The organism is Streptomyces flaveolus (genome assembly GCF_000716535.1).
Taxonomy (GTDB): domain Bacteria; phylum Actinomycetota; class Actinomycetes; order Streptomycetales; family Streptomycetaceae; genus Streptomyces; species Streptomyces flaveolus_A.
Window position 1 is genome coordinate 24,381 of sequence record NZ_JNWV01000069.1, and the last position, 18,851, is coordinate 43,231.

The following is an 18,851-nucleotide window of genomic DNA, read 5'->3' on the forward strand; positions in this document are numbered from 1 at the left end:
CCTCACGACGGTGCGCTAGCTTTCAACCAACCGGATGGATTCATCAGCTTCGAGGAACAGTCATGCGCACGTGGTTCATCACAGGAGCGTCGTCGGGCATCGGCCGCGAGGTCACCGCGCAGCTCCTCCGCCGCGGTGACAGGGTCGCCGCCGTGGCCCGCCGTACCGATCGCCTGGACGACCTGGCCAAGGAGTACGGCGACCGGCTCTGGACGGCCCCGCTCGACGTCACGGACACCGAGGCGCTGCGCGCCGTGGTCGACCGGGTCTTCGCGGAGCTCGGCCGGGTGGACGTCGTCTTCTCCAACGCCGGCTCCGGCGCCGTCGGCGCCGCCGAGGAGCTGGAGGACTCGGCGATCGAGCAGCAGATCGCCCTCAACATGACGGCCCCGATCCAGCTCGCCCGCGCCGTCTTCCCCCACCTGCGCGCCCAGGGCGGCGGCCGGTTCATCCAGACCTCCACCATGGGCGGCCAGATCACCACACCGGGCGCCGGTATGTACCACGCCTCCAAGTGGGGCGTGGAGGGCTTCATGGAGTCGGTGGCACCCGAGGTCGCGCCGTTCGGCATCGGCGTCACGCTGATCGAACCCGGTGCCGTACGCACCGACTTCGGCGCCGTCCTCTCCATCGCCCCCGCGATCGACGCCTACGCCGCCACCCCCGTGGGCCAGGTCCGCCGGTACATCGAGGCGACCGGCGGGAACCTGACGGCCGACGCGACCGGAGACCCGGAGAAGGTGGCCGCCGCCATCATCGCCTCGGCGAGCACCAGCCCCGCTCCCCTGCGGCTAGCACTCGGCAGCGACGCCTACGGAGCCGTCAGGGGCGCACTCCAGCGCCGGCTCGCCGCACTCGAAGAGACGAAGTCCATCGCCTTCTCGACCGACTTCGACCAGTAGCCCACCACGTCCCTCCCCCACATCCTCCGCAGAGTCAAGGAAACCCCACCGTGAGCCTCACCGACTTCCGTACGCTCGGACGCACCGGCCTCCGCGTCAGCCCCCTGGCCCTGGGCACGATGACCTTCGGCGACCCCTCCTGGGGCGCCGACGAGCGGACCTCGCTCGACATCCTCGCGCGCTACGTCGACGCGGGCGGCAACTTCATCGACACCGCCAACCGCTACACGGAGGGGCGTTCCGAGCAGGTCATCGGCACCTACCTGCGCAAGAACCCCGCGCGACGCGACCGGCTGGTCATCGCGACCAAGGTCGCCCTGTCCATGGACCCCACCGACCCGAACAACGGCGGCACCAGCCGCAAGGCCATCCGCACGCACATCGACGCCTCGCTGGAACGGCTCGGCACCGACTACATCGACCTGTACTGGCAGCACAACTGGGACCAGCACACCCCGCTGGAGGAGACCATGTCCACGCTGGACGATCTCGTCCGCGAGGGCAAGGTCCGCTACGTCGGCCTCTCCGACACCCCGGCGTGGGCGGTGGCCCGCATGGCGACCCTCGCCGAGTGGCGCGGCTGGACGCCGGTGGCCGCCCTGCAACTGGAGTACTCGCTGCTGGAGCGCACCTCGGAGGGCGAGTTGTTCGGCGCCGCGCGGGAACTGGGCCTCGGCGTCATGCCCTGGAGCCCGCTCGCCAACGGCGTGCTGACCGGCAAGTACACGCGTGACGACCACACCCCGGAGGGCTCCGGCCGCGGCATGTTCGTCGGCCGGCACCTCAACGAGCGGACCTTCGCCCTGATCGACGTACTCGGGCGCATCGCCGAGGAGTCGGGCACCACCGTCGCGGCGGTCTCACTGGCGTGGGTACGTCAGCAGCCCCTGACCACGGCCACGGTCATCGGTGCCCGTACGGTCGCCCAGCTCGATGCCAACCTGGCCTCCCTGGACGTCACCCTCTCCGCCGAACACCTCGCCGAGCTCGACGGCCTCACCGCCCCGTCCCTCGGCTTCCCCCTGCCCTTCCTCAAGACCCTCGGCGTGCCCGCGCAGCAGGGAACGACGGTCATCAACGGCATCAAGGCGGGCGGCTGACGCCCCGCCCGCCGCTGCCCGCGCGCTGTGCTCAGTTCACGGGCCTCATGGGCGCCGAGGCCCGAGGTCGGGGCACCACGCGGGCGCGCCGGGCCCGTCACCACGGGGGAAGCAACGGGCCCGGCCGGCACTACGGTCCCACATCTTCGGCAGCGGCACGCCCCCATGGGCGAAGTCGCCGATGGGGGACAGAAGGCCGTGCCGGCGTACCCCGCCTCGAAACGGACCGTACAACCCTGTGGGCTGGTTGTGAGTCTTCTCAGCGATCACATGGTGATCGGAGCCACGAGGAGACCATCATCAACGCCATACGCAAGACCCTGACCGCCACCGCCGTCGTCGGCGCCGTCCTCGCGGGCTCCGCCGCCTGCGGAACGGTGGAGCAGCTGTCCGCCGGCAAGAAGCTCGACCGGGCCTTCGAGAAGCTGGGCAAGAAGAACAGGCTCTCCTTCGAGCTCGACGTGGACACCGACGTCGCGACCCTGAAGGCGCTGGACGCCAAGTCCGACCCCGCGCCCGGTGAGGAGATCCCGGACGAGGCCGCCAAGCTGATCAGCGGTGCGAAGATCACCGTGACCGTGGAGTCGAAGAAGCCGCTCGCCGAGTCCGGCGAGAAGGACCTCGTCGGCACGGCCATGAAGCTCAGCACCCCCGACGGCGACCTCGCCGAGTACCGGGTGATCGGCGACTACACCTACATCCGTGCCGACATCGACGCCATGGGCAAGATGTCGGGCAGCCCCGTACCGTCCGCCGACGACCTGCCGCCGGAGGCCGGGGCGTTCAAGGCCGTCCTCGAGGGCAAGTGGGTCAAGTTCAGCACCAAGGAGATGGACAAGGCCGCCGCCGAGGGCCAGGAGGCCGAGGGTGGTCCCGCGCCCGCGCCGTCCCTCGACGCCAAGACGCAGAAGAAGCTGGTGAAGGCGCTCCGCGAGGTCGTCGCCCGTGAGGTGCGCTTCAAGACGGCCGGCGGCGGGGACGGCACCGAGCACGTCACCGCGACGGCGCCCTTCCGGACGCTGATCACCGAGCTGTTCGGCGAGCTGCGGCCGCTGACGAAGGACCTGCCGCCCGGCATGGAACTGCCGACGGACAAGGACCTGAAGGACGCGCCCAACGCCAAGGTGACGGCGGACTTCACCCTCAAGAACGGCGAGCTGTCCCAGGTGGACGTGGACCTCAGCCGTCCGACTCCTCCGAGGGGATGAAGGCGCCGGGCACGTCGTTCGGGGCGTAGATCTTCTTCTCGCCGGGGTACGGGCGCGTCCAGTTGAAGGTCTCGTACCAGGTGACGTGGTTCATCTGGGCCGGGTTGGCGTAGTCGGGGATGGCGTGGGGGCCGGTCAGGTGCTGCTTGGACTTCCAGGCGTCCCAGGCGGCGGCGAGGGACTTCTTGTCCGCCGGCACCTTCGCGGACGGCACGGCCGCGGCCTTGGCGTCCTGTGCGGCGGGGGTGTCCACGCCGCAGGACGGCGGCGTCTTCACGCCGTCCGTCAGTGAGGTGCGGTTGGGCAGGGCGGTGAACGGCGTGTAGTCAGGGCGCTTGGTGAACGCGCCCCGCATGGGGGTCGCCGCGCTGTCCTTCTGGTTCATCGGGTGGATCCCGAGGATCTGCTCGATGGTGCGGATCATCGTGATCTGCGAGTAGTAGTGGCTGTCGACGGTGCCGCGCTGAGCCCAGGGGCTGATGATCTGGACCGGGGCGCGGTGGCCGTCGACGTGGTCCAGGCCGGCCTGGGAGTCGTCCTCGACGACGAAGATCGCCGAGTCCTTCCAGTACTTGCTGTGCGAGATCTTGTCGATGATCTTGCCGGTGGCGAGGTCGTTGTCGGCGACCTGGGCGGCCGGGCTCGCCGGGCCACCGGTGTGGTCGCTCGACAGCCAGAACATGTTCAGGTTCGCCGGGCCGTTCTTCTCGAAGTCCTGCTTCCAGATCTCGTACCGGTACATGTCCGGGACGCTGGTGTCGAACTTCGGGAATCCGGGCACCGAGACGCTGTTGAGCGACGGGATCGGCGAGGAGGAGTTCAGCGGGTACGCGGTGGCCTGGCCGGTCGCGTCCATGTTCTTGGCGTCGCAGTACAGGTTCTGCCAGCTCGCCCCGGACGGCTTGGTCAGGAACTGCTGGAACTCGCCGAAGTTGCGCACGGACTTGCCGACCGCCTGCGCGCCCGACCACAGGAAGCCGGTCTTCTGGTGGCCGAGGGCGTCGTCCTCGGTGTCGTAGCTGCGCTTGTACTCACCGGCCGAGGACTCGGTGTACTCGGGGTTGTCGGCCTGCATGAGCCAGTTGTGGCCCTCGGCGGAGTTGGTGCCGATGTCGTACGTGTTGTCGTACAGCCCGAACTGCTCGGCCAGCGCGTGCTGGTTCGGGGTGACGTTCTCGCCGAACTGCGCCAGGGACGGGTCGCCGTTGCCCTTGGCGATGTCACCGAACAACTGGTCGTAGGTGCGGTTCTCCTTGACGATCAGGAAGACGTGCTTGATCGTCGACGGGTCGCCGATCCGCGTCGGAACCGGCTGCGGCTTGGTGTGGCTGTTGCCCTTGGCCAGCCGGACGGAGTCGCCGGTCCAGCCGTTCTGCTGGAAGACCTTTTCGGTCTGGGAGCGGATGACACGGTCGCTGGGCAGGGTGAACTGCGTCAGGCTGGAGGTCGTGTCGTGGGTGCCGTGACCGGCGCCGGCGGGGCGGCGCGCGTCGATGCCGCGGGTGTTGGAGACGACGACCTTCTTGCCCACGGTGGTGATCTCGGCGGGGAAGTAGTCCGTCGGCAGGAGGCCGACGTAGCTGACCGGCTCCTGCGGGGAGGTGTAGCGGTAGACGGCGACGGCGTTGGCGCGGCCGAGCGTCACCAGCAGGTGGCCGTCGTCGGTGAGGGTCACGGCGTCGGGCTCGTAACCGACCGAGGCCTCCGGCCACGGCTGGGTGGCGATGGTCTGTACGACCTTGTCCTTGGCGGTGTTGATGACCGACACGTTGTTGTCGGCGGTGTTGGTGACGAACACCGCTCCGCGCTGGGCGTACACGGCCGTCGGGTGCAGGCCGACGTCGATGGTGCCGACGGCGGCGGACGGGTCGGCCAGGTTGATGACGCTGACCGTGCCGGTGGTGGTGGCGCCGGTCTTCGGGTCGGCCGGCACCTGGGTGCCGTAGGAGTTGAGCGTGGAGTCGCCGGCCTTCGCGGGCCGTCCGCCCTCGTTGCTGACGTAGAGCTTGTCGCCGACCCGGGCCATGCCGCGCGGGGCGTTGCCCACCGTCCAGTTCTGCTTGACGGTTCCGGTCGCCGCGTCGATCGCGACCACCCGGTTCTGGCCGTTGACCGCGGCGTACACGGTGGAGCCGTCGGCCGAGAACACGGCCGCGGCGACCAGGGCCTGCTTGCTGCCGTCGGCCGGGATCTTGACGGTCACCGGGTTGGCGAGGGTGCCGTCCGCGTTCACGGTGAACTTGGTGTAGCCGTCGAGCTGGCCCAGCCACAGCTGCTTGCCGTCGGGCGAGTACGTCGGGCCTTCCTGGCCGACGGCGTTGCTGCTGATGCGCAGGTCGTCGGCGGCGTTGGTGCCCACGCGCTGCTTGATCTGGCCGGTGGCGAGGTCCACGATGACCAGCGAGGCGTCGCCGTCGGTGACCGAGGCGGCGAGGTGGCTGCCGTCCGGGCTGACCGTCGACGACATGATCTTGCCGTCGTTGATGACGAGGCGGTCACCGTACGGGGCGATGTACTGGTCGGCGGAGACGACCTGGCCCTTGTCGGTGACCTGGCCGACCTGCTCGGTGCCGAACTGGCGGGTCTCGGCGACGGCGGTGCCGGTGGCCAGGGCGGCCGTGGTGATGCATGCCGTGACCAGTGCGGCCCGGCGGCTGACACGTCTGCCCAGCAGGTCGTAGTACTTCTTCTCGGCCTGCCGGCGGCGGCGTGTTATCTGCATGTGTCATTCCTTGGGGAATCGGAGGAGTTGGGGGGTGGCCGGAGAGGAAGGGTTCAGGGGGTCGCGGAGTCCGGGGAGGCGGAGAGCAGGTCGACGTTGCCGTCGAACTGCCACAGCGGGTTCGGTGCGTCTCCGGTCGGGGTCCGCACCACGAAGTAGCCGTTCACTTCCTTCGGTCCGTCACCGTCGGCGACGAACCGCCCGTCCGCCGTGATGTCGAGCTGGTAGACGGCCGATCCGGTGGCCGCGACGCCGGGCAGGTGCCAGGAGACGACGCACCGCCAGTCGTTGCCGGGGCCCTGGGCGCCGTCCTGGACACCGGCCTTGGTGCACGCCGCCGAGGTCTTGAGCTGCGCCTCGGTGACGGCGGGCCGGTGGAGCTGTTCGGTCTGCAGGCGGTACAGGTGGGCGAACTCCGTGGCGAGCGAGCGCTGCACCTTGGCCTGCTCGATCCCGGAGCCGGTGGCCGTGGTCGTCGCCGCCACGATGGCGACGGTCACGCCGAGCAGCCCCGCGAGCGGCAGGGCGGCGGTGGTGACGGCGCGGCGCGCCGCGCCGTCGTCGGTGGGGTTGGTGAAGTCGCGCCGCAGGAAGAGGACGTAGGCCAGCACCGTCGCCGTCACGGCCCACAGGAGACTGACAACGATGCCAATGAGGAGCGGGGTGCGCTGGGCCGGGCTCGTGAACAGGCCGTTCCAGGTGAGGAAGGCGTCGCCGGGCAGGGCGAGGCGTACGGCGACGGGGAGCGGCAGCATCTGGGCGAGCTGCATCGCCAGCGCGACGAGCGCGGGCAGCAGCAGGCCCATCGGGGAGCGTCCCAGGACGACCGACCCGAGCAGCCCGATCCCGGCGAGGGCCAGGGTCGGGGCGAGCACGGCGGACCAGGCGGACAGGACCGTTCCTGCGGCGTCCCCCGGTGTGAGCAGGTGGCCGTCGAGGCCGACCAGCGGCTGGTCGCCGACGGCCACCAGTCCGCCGGCCGTGCTGGAGACGGCCAGGCCGGCCACGAGCAGCAGGATGACGGTGAGGCCGGCCAGTGCCTTCGCAGCGAAGATCCGCCGGGGCGAGCGGACGGCGACGAGGAGGTGGCGCCAGGTGCCGAGCCGGTCCTCGGAGGCGAACACGTCACCGGCGACTACGGAGGTGAGCAGCGGGAGCGCCCAGGTGCCGGCGAAACCGAGCGTCACCAGCGGGCCGGCCCAGCCGGTGGCGTGCATCCAGCGGCCGAAGAGGGTGTCCGTCGGCAGTGTGCTCTGCCCGCTCACCCCGGCCACGAAGAGCGCCGGCGCGATCCAGCAGGCGAGGAGCAGCAGGCGGATCCGCCATTGGGAAAGGAGCTTGACGACCTCGAAGCGGTAGCTTCGGGCAACTGTGACACGGCCTGATGCGGTGGTGTGCGCGAGGGGTACGGCGGTGGGGGTCGGGGGCGTGGTCGCGGTGGGGCTTGCGGTTGCGGTCATCGACCGGTCTCCTGCTGCTGGGCGTCGGACTTCTGCGGGGCGTCGGCGTCGTCCCGCTGCCGGGCGTCGGACTCCTGCGGCACGTCGGCGTCGTCCCGCTGCCGGGCGTCGCTCTTCCGCTGCTCGGTCAGGGCCAGGAACGCCGCCTCCAACGGGGAGACGACCGGGGCGAGTTCGCGCAGGGCGATGCCCTCGTGGACGAGCCGCACCACCAGGTCGTCGAGGTCGGGCACCTGCGCGCGCACCACGAGCGCCTCTCCGCCCTGGCGTCCCGCGGTGTCGTCGGCCGGCCGGATTCCCGGCGCTTCGGCGGCCAGCCGGCGTGCGCGCTCCGGGTCGGACGTGACCAGCCGGTAGTCCAGTTCACGGCTCTCGGCGGCCAGTTTGCCCAGCGGCCCGGAGAAGACGATCCGTCCGGTGGCGAGGATGGTGACCTCGGAGCACAGGGCCTCCAGGTCGTCCATCCGGTGGCTGGAGAGCACGACGCTCGTGCCCTCCCGCGCGAGCCGGGTGAGGACGCCGTGGACGTGCTTCTTCCCGGCCGGGTCCAGGCCGTTGGAGGGCTCGTCCAGGACGAGCAGCCGCGGCCTGGTGAGCAGGGCCGCGGCGAGGCCGAGGCGCTGGCGCATGCCCAGGGAGAAGCCGCGGGTGCGTTCGTCGGCGACGTCCGTGAGTCCCACCTGGTCGAGCGCGTCGTCGATCCCCGCCGACCGCGTGTCGTCACCGCGCAGGGCGGCGAGCGCGGCGAGGTTCTGCCGGGCGGTGAGCGAGGGGTACAGCCCGGGCCCGTCCACGAACCCGGAGACACCGCCGGGGGCCTGGAACTCCCGGCCCACCGGCGTGCCCAGGATCTCCAGGCTGCCGCTGTCGGCCACGGCCAGACCGAGAAGGAGGCCGAGCAGCGTCGTCTTGCCGGCGCCGTTGGGCCCGACCAGGCCGTGGATCTGGCCCTGTGCCACATCCAGATCCACGCCGTCGAGCGCGACGACATCACCGAAACACTTGGTGATGCCGCGCGCCCGGATCGCGAGCTGTGAGTCCATGAGCCCCTTCTTTCGGAAAAGCCTCATGGACCCTAGGAAGCACACACGACACGGACAGCAAGCACCGGTTGAACGCTCAGGGAACGGAGCACCAAACGCGAGTAATCGGTGCCCGGAGTGTCGGTCCTCGTCGCATTCGGGCGGTCTGACAGGGCATCAGCACCAAGATGACGCCGGCGGAACCGGCCTCGGCCCTTCACGAAACAGCGGCCGTGCGAAGTGGGGGCGCAGTGTGCGGTCCTACGGCTGGGGGGCCACCCGCGCGCCGCCGGAGAACGAGGCCTCGTGCCGGTCGAACGTGCTCAAGCGGGCGCGGGTCGGGATTGTGGCGCACAAGGAGCGTGACCGCTGCGGGACTTGACCGTATCGCTACGGCGATCGTACGGACATCGTTGCCATAATGCTGACGCCGGTGCGTTGTCCGTCTGACGGAAGGCCACACATGGAGCGGCGCTCAGGAGTGTCCCGGCGCGGTGTTCTCAGGGCGGGGCTCGGTGCGGCAGCGGTCTCGTTGCCGGTCCAGGCGGGCGCGGCGGCCGCGTCCCCGGCCGGTCCTACGGGAGCCGTGGCCGCCGCCGGCAGGACTCTTCGGTTCACCGGTGGCACCAACGCCTCCGTGGCCGTCTCGCCGGACGGCGGGCGTCTGGTCGTCGAGGTGCAGGGCGTGTTGTGGTCGCTGCCCCGCGCGGGCGGACCGGCGACGGCGCTGACCGAGGCCGGGCTGGAACCGGCCCGGGTGGCCTGGTCGCCGGACGGTTCCCGGCTCGCCGTCTGCGCCTATCAGGGCGGTGGGTTCCACGTGTGGACGATGGCGCCGGACGGTTCCGGTCCGCGCCGGCTGACGTCCGGGCCGTGGGACGACCGGGGCGTGAGCTGGTCGCCCGACGGCAGCCGGATCGCGTTCGCGTCCGAGCGGGGCGGGGACGCCGTACGGGGCAGCTCGTACTCCATCTGGACGGTGGACGTGCGCTCCGGTGAGCTGACGCGGCTCACCCGTGACGCCGGGGTGGAGGACTACGACCCGGCCTGGCACCCCGACGGCCGCACGGTGGTCTTCGTCCGGGCCGGCGCCGACGGCGGGCGTACCCTCGCCTCCGTTCCCGCCGGGGGCGGGAGCGTCACGGTGGTGCGTACCGTCGACGCGGGGACGCTGGTGGGACCCGCGGTCTGTGCGGACGGCCGGGTGGCCTGTGTCCGGGTGGACGACGCCGCTCAGGGCACGCACGCGGCGCGGTCCACGCTGCTGGTGGACGGCGAGCCGGTGACGGACGGCGAGGACGTCTCCCCGCTGCCGCCCTCCTGGACGGCGGACGGTGAGCTGTTCTACGTCGCGGACGGGCAGGTGCGGGTACGGCGGCCGGGTACGGCACGCGGCGGCGCGCAGACGGTTCCGTTCGTGGCCGAACTGCCGGTGCCGCGGCCGGGCGGGTCCCACAAGCGGTACGACTTCGACTCGGTGGCCCGGCGCCCGGTCCGGGGTGTGCACCTGCCGGTGCTCTCCCCCGACGGCGCGTCCGTGGCGTTCGTCGCGCTCGACGCACTGTGGGTGATGCCGGTGCGCGGCGGCCGCCCGCGCAGGCTGGTGCAGGCGCCGCCGTCCGTCTACGTGCAGATGCCGTCGTGGGCTCCGGACGGGCGGAGCGTCCTGTACTGCCGGGAGAGCGGGCCGGGCGGCGACGGGCTGATCGGTGTGCGCCGGTTCCGGCTCGACGGCGGCCGGGAGGAGGTGCTGGCGACGGGGGGACGCCTCAATCCGGTGCTCTCCCCCGACGGCGCCAGGCTCGCCTGCCAGGACTCCACCGGCAATCTGCTCGTCCGCGACCTCGCCACCGGTGAGGAGCGGACCCTCGCCGCACCGCTCGGCGCCAACGGGCTTCCGGGACGGCCGAGTTGGTCGCCCGACGGGCGGTACCTCGCGTTCAGTGACCGCAACCGGCTCAACCGCCGCTTCCGCGAGGGTTACAACGTCATCCGTGTCGTGGACACCCGGACCGGGCAGTGGGCCGCGTATCTGCCGGCCGCGCACGCCTCGCTGTCCGACCGTGGCAACAGCGGCCCCGTGTGGTCGCCGGACGGCACGGCCATGGCGTTCGTCATGGAGTCCGCGCTGTGGGTGATGCCGGTGCACCCGGACGGCTCCCCCGCCGGCGACCCGCGGCGCCTGACCGACGAGGCCGCCGACCACCCTTCCTGGTCGGGGGACTCCCGCACCCTGATGTACGAGGCGAGCGGGCGGCTCAGGCTCGTGGCCCGCGACGGTTCCGGCCGGCGTGACGTCCCGGTGCCGCTCACCTACCGGCGGCGGCTGCCGTCCCGGTCCGACACCGTCCGGGTGCACGCCGGACGGCTGTGGGACGGGACGGGCGAGTCGCCCCGGGACGACGTGGACCTCGTCGTCCGCGGCCACCGCATCGCCGCCGTGGAACCCCACCGGGCACGGGCCCGCAGGGGCGAACGCGTCATCGACGCCTCCGCCTCCACCGTCATCCCGGGCCTGTGGGACTCCCACACCCACCCCTGGCAGTACACCTACGGCAGCCGGCAGGGCAGCCTGATGCTCGCCTACGGCATCACCACGAACGTCTCCCTCGGCGGCTTCGCCCACGAGGCCGTCCGCATCCGGGAGTCGGTGGCGGCCGGCCGCATGGCAGCACCCCGTCTGTTCGCCACCGGGGAGCTGATCGACGGCAGCCGGGTCGCCTACAGCATGGCGCGTGCGCACCGGACGCGGGAGGGTCTGGAGCGGACCCTGCGCCGCGCGGCCGCGCTCGACGTCGACTTCGTCAAGACCTACGTCCGTGCGCCCGCCTCGGTCATGCGGGAAGCCGCCCGCACGGCCCACCGGGACCTCGGCGTCCTGGCCGGCAGCCACTTCCTGTCCCCCGGAGCGGCCGTCGGCCAGGACCTCACCACCCACCTCCAGGCCACCCAGCGCACCGAGTACGGGCACGCCCTCACCCCCACCGGCCACTCCTACCAGGACGTCCACGAGACGTACCGGGGCGGCGACTTCGCGCTCATCGCCACCCCGTTCACCGCGCTCGCCCAGCTCGGCGCCGATCCCTCGCTCGCCGACGACACCCGCGTCACCCGGCTCGCCGCGCCGTGGGACGCCGCGCTGGTGCGGAGCCTGGCGCGGACACCGCCCAGCGACGCGGCCACGCGCGCCCTGGAGCGGGAGACGGCCGTCTACCGGCGGGTCCTCGGCGACGGCGGGGTGCTCGCCCTCGGCACGGACGCGCCGCTGGCCCCCCTCGGTCTCCACCTCCACCTCGCCCTGCGGGCCCTGCACCGCTTCGGCGGCCTGTCCGTCGCACAGGCGCTGCGTACGGCGACGGTCGTCCCGGCCCGGCTCTTCGGGGTCGCGGACGATCTGGGCACCCTGGAGCCGGGGAAGCTCGCCGACCTCACGGTGATCGACGGCGACCCGTTCCACGACGTCGACGACCTCGTCCGTACCTCCTGGGTCATGCGGGACGGCAGGGTGCACCGCCGCGAGGACCTGGTGAACGCGTTCCCGGCCGGCCCGCCGGCACCGTCCGGCCCGGCGCACGCCGACTGGCTCGCGGTCAGCCGGCAGTTGCGCCGGGAGCCGTGCTGTTCGGAACACATCACCGGGCCGTAGACGAGCTCGGGCATCCGAACGTTCCCGCGTTCCGGGGCGACCGCGCGTGGCCGGCGTTCGCTGTGTCATCTCCGTTCGAGCCGGGCCACGTGCCGCAGGGAGATCGCGATGCCGTTCTCCTGGCACCAGGCCGTGGCGATGCCGAGCGGGATACCGTGATCGCCGCGTAGCTGGAGCAGGACGCGGGCTCTCTCGGCGGGATGGTGACGACGTGCCATCGCACGTTCCAGGAGCATCGGCGCCCTGGAGAGCACGCGTGCGAAGCGTTCGCGTTCCTCTCGTACCGTGTCGAGCAGGTGGTGGGACAGGGGCGTGAACCCCAGCTTGGTGCGCACGGTTCTGTCCGCCGCCTCGACCAGGGTGTCGAGCCGCGTCAGGGACACACCGGTCAGGGCCAGCTCGGTGCCCGCGTGCCTCAGCAGACGGCGCACGACATGGGCCCTGCCCCGGGGGCCCGGCGCGAAGCCCGAACCGATCAGCAGAGCGGCGGTGAAGGAGCGGTCGACGAGCACACGGACGCGCTGGGCCTGTGCCGTCCGTGTTCCCTGGGCCGGAAGTACTTCCTGGACGCTCTCCACCAGCCGCGTGAAGCGGCGTACGGCGAACGGTTCACGGGTGTCGTCCACGACACTGAGGAGTTCGCTTTCGAGCACGGCGACTTCCAGCACCGAGCGCACCTGGGACGGCGCGCTGAACCGCAAGCGGGCGAGGACGAGGTAACGACCGCATCGGCAGCCTGGGCCGCACGTGCTGCTGCAAGGGGGCCCGACCGGGAACTCGATGCTGAGGCGCGGGCCGCCGGCCAGCGGTGCCCGCTTCCTCGTCGCACGACGCACGTCGGACCCGATCTGACGGGGTGCCACTCCGAGACGCCCGAGGGCCTGGTGCAGGGGGTCCGCGTCGGAGGGACTCGCCGACACGACGAAGGCCAGGCCACGCGCGTCCACCCCGGCGCCGGCGAGGGCCTTCGCCACCTCCTCGATGGGGACGTGGAACGGACGGGGACCTGCCCAGACGGCGCTCAGCACACGCTGCGCCGAGGGAGGTATGCCGACCGGCACGGCATGTATGTGACGCGCTCCGATCGACCAGCGCACGGTGTGGACGCCGCCGCGCGAGTGTGAGAGGGAGGCGAGGAGCGGATCGGCCCACGAGGGTGCGAGGTGGCTGGGGAACAGTTCGGTCCGGCCGGGCTGTGCGAGGGCCGGCGGTGGCTGCCAGCGGTAGCCCTGGGCGGCCAAGGCGGCTGACACCTGCTGAATGTCAATCGACGCTTGGTTCACGTCCTGCACCCCGGATCTGATTAGTGACTCGAAAGTGACAGTCAATATAGCAAGCAAAGAACAGACCCAAGAGCCCCTCCAGCCCATTTCCTGACATATAGGCATCGGAAGGACAGTCAATCGCTCATCATTGAGACAAGAAGGACTTTTTCCCTAGCTCGTTCAACTCTTGACTGCCTCTGTCATTACCTGTCACGCTCTTCGCAGTCGAGCCGCACGGCTCAAAGGCCCCTACTGATCGATGGAGAGTTCCTCCCGTGCGCACTCTTGCTGCCCTTTTCCTGGTCGCCGCCGCCCTGCTGTCGGTGGGCTCTCCGCTGACGAGAGCGCTCCCCCACGACGTCACGGGCACCCAGGTGACGCTCGCGGACGGCACGCCCGACGACGACGACCTCCCGCTGTGCTGCTGAGGTGATCGCGCTGCCGGGCAAAGTGGAAGCGTCCCGCGAGTTCCTCGCGGGACGCTTCGCACATCAGTGCCTCGGCTCGGCGGCAGAGGGCCACACCACAAGGATGAACGGTGAGCGCCTGGCAAGGGCACGCGATCTTGACAGTGCGAGACTTGCTGAGTCAACGCGGCGTGCGCGTCGGAGTTTCGTCAGCGCATGTCGAGCTATGCCCCGTTTACCGCCCGAGAAGACCGGACGGCTTGCGGCTTGTCAGATCGAGTCAAGAATTTGTCAATATTTGTTGACCGGTCATCCATTCTCTCCCTAAGGTCGGGCTCCATGAGTGGCTCCATGACCTTCGACCGGCCCGCCACCCTCCTGCGCGATCCCCCCTTCCGCCGTTACTGGGCCGCACAGACGGTGTCCCGGCTCGGAGACCAGGTCTCCAACCTCGCCGTTCCGCTCATCGCCGTCACCGTCATCCACGCCGACACCGCGCAGATGGGCTACCTGTCCGCCGCGGCGTGGATTCCGTATCTCCTGTTCGGGCTGCACGCGGGTCTGTGGGCGGACCGGCGACGGCACCGCCGCCGGGCCATGATCGCGGCTGACGTGGGGAGATTCGCCGTCCTGATGACCATCCCCGTCGCCCATGCCTTCGGCACGCTCACCTTCTGGCATCTCTACGCCGCGGCCTTCGCCACGGGCGCGCTGTCGGTCGTCTTCGAGGTCTGCAACCCCCCGGTGTTCAAAGCGCTGGTCGAGCCGGCCCAGTACGTCGCCGGCAACTCCCTGGTGAGCGGGAACAGGGCCATGGCGAAAGTGGCCGGCCCCACGGTCGGCGGCTTCCTGGTGCAGCTGTTCACAGCCCCGGTCGCCCTGGCCGCGGACGCGCTGTCCTACCTCGCTTCCGCGCTGCTGCTGTCCCGTATCGCCCCGGAGGAGGCACCACCGGCACCACGGGAGGGTGCCGCCATGCGCGCGGCGGTGCGGTACATCGCACGGTCGCCGGCCATCCGGGCCGCGCTGGCCGCCACGGCGAGCGTGAACTTCTTCTGCTTCGGTGTCACCACGCTCTTCGTCCTCTACGCGACCGAGACCCTTCACCTCGGTCCCGACCTGCTCGGTCTGATTCTCGGTGCGGGGGCCGTCGGCGCCGTGGTGGGAGCCGTGTGCGCGACACCGCTGACGCGACGCGTCGGGGTGGGCCCTGCCTTCCTCCTCGGTTGCGTCATGATGCCCGCCTCCATGCTCCTGATTCCCGCCGCCGACGGGCCCACTCATGTGGTGGCGGCGATGCTCGTCGCGGCCGAGTTCGGCTCCGGGATCGGTGTCATGTGGATCGACATCACGGTGGCCACCGTGCTGACCTCGTTGGTTCCCGACGCCTCGCGCTCGATGGTGTTCGGGGTCTACCAGACCGCCAACCTCGGTACCCGGCCCTTCGCGGCACTGGCCGCGGGAACCGCCGCCGGCTGGCTCGACACACGTACGACCCTGTGGATCGCGGTCACCGGCGCCCTCACCTCGTTCCTCTGGGTGTTGCCCTCTCCCTTGCGCCGGCGCGACCTGCCGAGGGCGGCGCACGAAGCCCCCGTCACTGCGACAGGCACCTGACATTGCCGCCAGGGTGCCGCTCACAGTGCCGATTTCGCGGTCCCGTCGCGGTTAGCGTGATCCGGCAATCGCTGATCGCCATCGCAACCCGGGCGTCCGCCCCACCCCGACCCGCGTCCGCCGCCGCAGGAAGACCGGGAAAGACAGGTGCCGCCGCACCCGGATGCAGAAGCCGGCTGCGGCACGAGGCCCCTGCCCCGGTCTCCTGTCGTCTGTCATCGCCCTCATGGAGACTTCCGTGACATCAGCAGATTTCGGCTCCTTCTCCGACAAGTTCGCCACGCAAGTCATCGAGACCCCCCACGCACCGGCGGTGGAACTCGGCGACCGCCACCTCACCTACGCCGACCTGGACCGCCGGGCCGGCGAACTGGCCGCCAGGCTGCGCGCGTCGGGAGTACGGCCGGAGGCGACGGTCGGCGTGTTCATGGAGCCGTCCCTCGACCTCGTGGTCGCCGTGCTGGCGATCGTCCGGGCGGGCGCCGCCTGGCTGCCGCTGGATCCGTCGTACCCGCGCGACCGTCTCGCCTACATGGTCCGCGACTCCGGCTCGGTGCTGATCATCGCCGAGACGACGGCACCCGACTGGCTGCGCGACCTCGACGTTCCCCTGGTGGACCCGGCCTCCGACGGCCCGGCGGACCCGGTGTCCCCGCCACGGCCGGGCCCTGAGTCACCGGCGTACGTCATCTACACCTCCGGCTCCACCGGCCGGCCCAAGGGCGTGACGCTCACCCAGCGCGGTCTCGCCAACCTCGCCGAAGCGCAGATCAGCGTCTTCGGGGTACGTCCGGGAAAGCGCGTCCTCCAGTTCGCCTCGCCCAGCTTCGACGCGTCCGTCTTCGAACTCACGATGGCACTGTGCTCCGGGGCCACCCTGGTGCTGCCTCCGCGCCGGGACGTGCTGTACGGCCCCGGCCTCGGGGACTTCCTCGCACAGGCCCGGATCACCCACATCACACTGCCGCCGAGCGTGCTCGGCATGGTGCCCCCGGCGCCCCTGCCGGACCTGGAGACCATCGTCTGCGCCGGTGAGGCCCTGCCGCAGCAGCTCGTGGACCGGTGGGCTCCGGGACGCACCATGTTCAACGCCTACGGCCCGACCGAGGCCACGGTCTGGGCCTCGGTCTCCCCGGTCTTCCCGGGCGGAGGCAAGCCCGTCATCGGCGGCGCGATCGACGGTGTCCGTCTGTACGTGCTCGACGAGTCGCTGCGCCCGGTACCGGCCGGCGAGCCCGGCGAACTGGTCATCGGCGGTGAGGGCGTGGCGCGCGGCTACATCGGGCGGCCCGGTCTGACGGCGGAGCGCTTCGTACCCGACCCCGGGGCGCCGGGCGAGCGCGCCTACCGCACCGGCGACCTGGTCCGGCTGTCGCCGGAGGGGGAGCTGGACTTCCTCGGCCGCATCGACCAGCAGGTCAAGCTCAACGGCTTCCGTATCGAACTCGACGAAGTCGCCGGCGTGCTGCGGGAACACCCGGGGGTGCAGGACGCCGCGGTCGTCGTGGGGCGTGTCGGCGACGAGGACCGGCTGCTCGCCTACGCCGTGGCTCCGGACGTACGACCCCTGGAACTGCGGGAGTTCGCCGGTGGCCGGCTGCCGCACTACATGGTCCCGTCCGTCGTCCTCATCGACCGCCTGCCGCTGACTCCCAACGGCAAGCTGGACCGTGCCGCGCTCCCGGCTCCCGACCGCGCGTCGCTGGGACTGGGCACGGGCGGCTCGGACACCCGGACCGAGACGGAGCGCCGTCTCGCCGAGATCGCCGCGGATCTCCTCGGCATCGACGGTGTCGGCGCGGACGACGACTTCTTCCACCTGGGCGGCCACTCGCTGCTCGCCGGAAGGCTCGCGGCCCGTGTCCGCGCCGAGTTCGGCGTCGAACTGCCGATCTCCAGCATCTACGAGGAGCGCACGGTGGCCGGCATGGCGGCGGCGCTGGACCGGCGCGGCGACACCGCACCGCCCTTGCCGCCGGTGGTTCCGGTGCCGCGCGACCGGCCGCTGCCGCTGTCCTTCCCGCAGGAACGCATCTGGTTCCTCGAACAGCTCTCCCCGGGCAACCTGGCCTACAACGCCCAGGCCACCATCCGGCTGCGCGGCCCGCTCGACGCGACGGCACTGCGCGACACCCTCACCGAGATCGTGCGCCGGCACGAGATCTTCCGCACCGCCTTCATGACGGTCGACGGCGTGCCGGTGCAGGAACCGCGCCCGCCCATGCCGGTGCACATGCCGGTCGTCGACCTGGAGGACGTGCTGCCCGAGGAGCGGGAGGCCCGTACCGAGGAAGTGGTGCGGGAGACCATCCGCAAGCCCTTCGAGCTGACCGACCCCCCACTGGCGCGCTGGCTGCTGATCAGGCATGCCGCGGACGACCACACACTGGTCCAGGTGGAGCACCACTTCGTCCACGACGGCTGGTCGTTCGGCATCCTCCTGGACGAGATCCGCGCGATCTACCCGGAGCTGGCCGCGGGCCGTCCGTCCCCGCTGCCCGAACCGGCGGTGCAGTACGCCGACTTCGCGTCGTGGCAGCGTTCGTGGATGCGTGACGAGGTCCTCGACCGGCATCTCGCCTACTGGAAGCGGCATCTGGAGGGCGCACCGCACGTACTGGACCTGCCCACCGACCGGCCCCGGCCGCGCGTCCCCTCCTTCCGCGGGTCGGCCCTGCGGGTCGATCTGCCGGTCGAGCTGAGCCGCGCGCTGCGCGAGTCCAGCCGGCAGTCCGGAGTGACCCTCTTCGCCTCGATGCTGTCCGGCTTCGCCTCCCTGCTGAGCCGCTACTCGGGCCAGAACGACCTGGTCATCGGCACCGGTGCCGCCAACCGCCGCATCGCGGAGACGGAGCGCATGCTCGGCATGGTGGTGAACACGCTGCCCCTGCGCATCGACACCTCCGGCTCACCGAGCTTCGACCGTCTCCGGCACCGCGTGCACGACATCCTGGTCGACACCTCGGACTGGCAGGACGTACCGCTGGACCGGCTGGTCGAGGCGGTGGCGCCGCCGCGGGTGCCCTCGATCAACCCGCTGTTCCAGGTGATGTTCAGCTTCCACAACGCGTTGGTGCCCGACCTGGAGTTCGGCGGGCTGGAGGGCACCATCCTGGAGCGGCACAACGGCTCCGCCAAGATGGACCTGAACATCGTCGTCGTGCCGCGGGCCCAGCAGCGCACCGGTCGTGAGGACCACCCTGACCACGATCGCATCACGCTCATCTGGGAGTACTCCACCGCGCTCTTCGACGAGGCCACGATGCGGCGGATGGTCTCCCACTACATCTCGCTGCTGGAGTCCGCGCTGGCCGATCCGGATCTTCCGACGGACCGGATCAAGCTGCTGACCGACGGCGACGCCGAGGAGCACGGGTGGTTGCTGGCATCGGGTGTGGGTGAGGCGGTGGACTACGGCGGTGGTCTGCTGCCCGACCTGATCGACGCGACCGCGGCCCGGTACCCCGACACACCGGCCGTGCTCGACTCCGACAGCGAACTC

Annotated in this window: 11 protein-coding genes; 7 read left to right on the forward strand and 4 right to left on the reverse strand. The window is 71.1% G+C overall.

Annotated features, from left to right (window positions below):
- The first annotated feature begins 62 nt into the window (after nucleotides 1–62).
- From OO52_RS43460 to OO52_RS43470, 3 genes are all read left to right on the forward strand, one after another.
- The gene (locus OO52_RS43460; protein WP_030658400.1) at nucleotides 63–902 is read left to right on the forward strand and encodes an SDR family oxidoreductase; all 840 of its coding nucleotides are present in this window, start codon (nucleotides 63–65) and stop codon (nucleotides 900–902) included.
- A gap of 50 nt (nucleotides 903–952) precedes the next feature.
- Nucleotides 953–2,002: an aldo/keto reductase gene (locus tag OO52_RS43465; RefSeq protein WP_030658402.1), complete on the forward strand. Its 1,050-nt coding sequence runs from the start codon at nucleotides 953–955 to the stop codon at nucleotides 2,000–2,002.
- A gap of 377 nt (nucleotides 2,003–2,379) precedes the next feature.
- Complete coding sequence (locus tag OO52_RS43470; RefSeq protein ID WP_245240330.1) at nucleotides 2,380–3,210, forward strand: hypothetical protein; 831 nt, start codon at nucleotides 2,380–2,382, stop codon at nucleotides 3,208–3,210.
- On the opposite strand, the gene OO52_RS43475 is transcribed toward OO52_RS43470, so the two are convergent.
- The 3 genes from OO52_RS43475 to OO52_RS43485 are packed head-to-tail and all read right to left on the reverse strand — an operon-like array spanning nucleotide 3,182 to nucleotide 8,435.
- Nucleotides 3,182–5,932, reverse strand: a complete 2,751-nt coding sequence (locus tag OO52_RS43475; RefSeq protein WP_030658405.1) for a bifunctional YncE family protein/alkaline phosphatase family protein — start codon at nucleotides 5,930–5,932, stop codon at nucleotides 3,182–3,184. The genes OO52_RS43470 and OO52_RS43475 overlap by 29 nt on opposite strands.
- 53 nt (nucleotides 5,933–5,985) lie before the next feature.
- Nucleotides 5,986–7,392, reverse strand: a complete 1,407-nt coding sequence (locus tag OO52_RS43480; protein WP_030658407.1) for an ABC transporter permease — start codon at nucleotides 7,390–7,392, stop codon at nucleotides 5,986–5,988.
- The gene (locus tag OO52_RS43485) at nucleotides 7,389–8,435 is read right to left on the reverse strand and encodes an ABC transporter ATP-binding protein (RefSeq protein WP_234339993.1); all 1,047 of its coding nucleotides are present in this window, start codon (nucleotides 8,433–8,435) and stop codon (nucleotides 7,389–7,391) included. The genes OO52_RS43480 and OO52_RS43485 overlap by 4 nt, the downstream gene beginning before the upstream one ends.
- 400 nt (nucleotides 8,436–8,835) lie before the next feature.
- Between OO52_RS43485 and OO52_RS43490 the strand changes: the two genes are divergently transcribed.
- The gene (locus OO52_RS43490; RefSeq protein WP_051819089.1) at nucleotides 8,836–12,060 is read left to right on the forward strand and encodes an amidohydrolase family protein; all 3,225 of its coding nucleotides are present in this window, start codon (nucleotides 8,836–8,838) and stop codon (nucleotides 12,058–12,060) included.
- A 65-nt stretch (nucleotides 12,061–12,125) separates the two neighbouring features.
- Here the strand turns inward: OO52_RS43490 and OO52_RS43495 are convergent, their stop codons facing one another.
- On the reverse strand, nucleotides 12,126–13,313 hold the full coding sequence (locus tag OO52_RS43495; protein ID WP_234339994.1) for an alanine--tRNA ligase-related protein: 1,188 nt from the start codon (nucleotides 13,311–13,313) through the stop codon (nucleotides 12,126–12,128).
- A gap of 287 nt (nucleotides 13,314–13,600) precedes the next feature.
- Between OO52_RS43495 and OO52_RS51900 the strand changes: the two genes are divergently transcribed.
- From OO52_RS51900 to OO52_RS43505, 3 genes are all read left to right on the forward strand, one after another.
- Nucleotides 13,601–13,753 (forward strand): hypothetical protein, encoded by a 153-nt coding sequence (locus OO52_RS51900; protein WP_167347961.1) that lies wholly within the window; start codon nucleotides 13,601–13,603, stop codon nucleotides 13,751–13,753.
- 318 nt (nucleotides 13,754–14,071) lie between these two features.
- Nucleotides 14,072–15,349: an MFS transporter gene (locus OO52_RS43500; protein WP_234339995.1), complete on the forward strand. Its 1,278-nt coding sequence runs from the start codon at nucleotides 14,072–14,074 to the stop codon at nucleotides 15,347–15,349.
- Between the two features lie 238 nt (nucleotides 15,350–15,587).
- Nucleotides 15,588–18,851 (forward strand): non-ribosomal peptide synthetase (locus OO52_RS43505; RefSeq protein ID WP_037631045.1); only part of this gene is annotated, 3,264 nt, incomplete at its 3' end.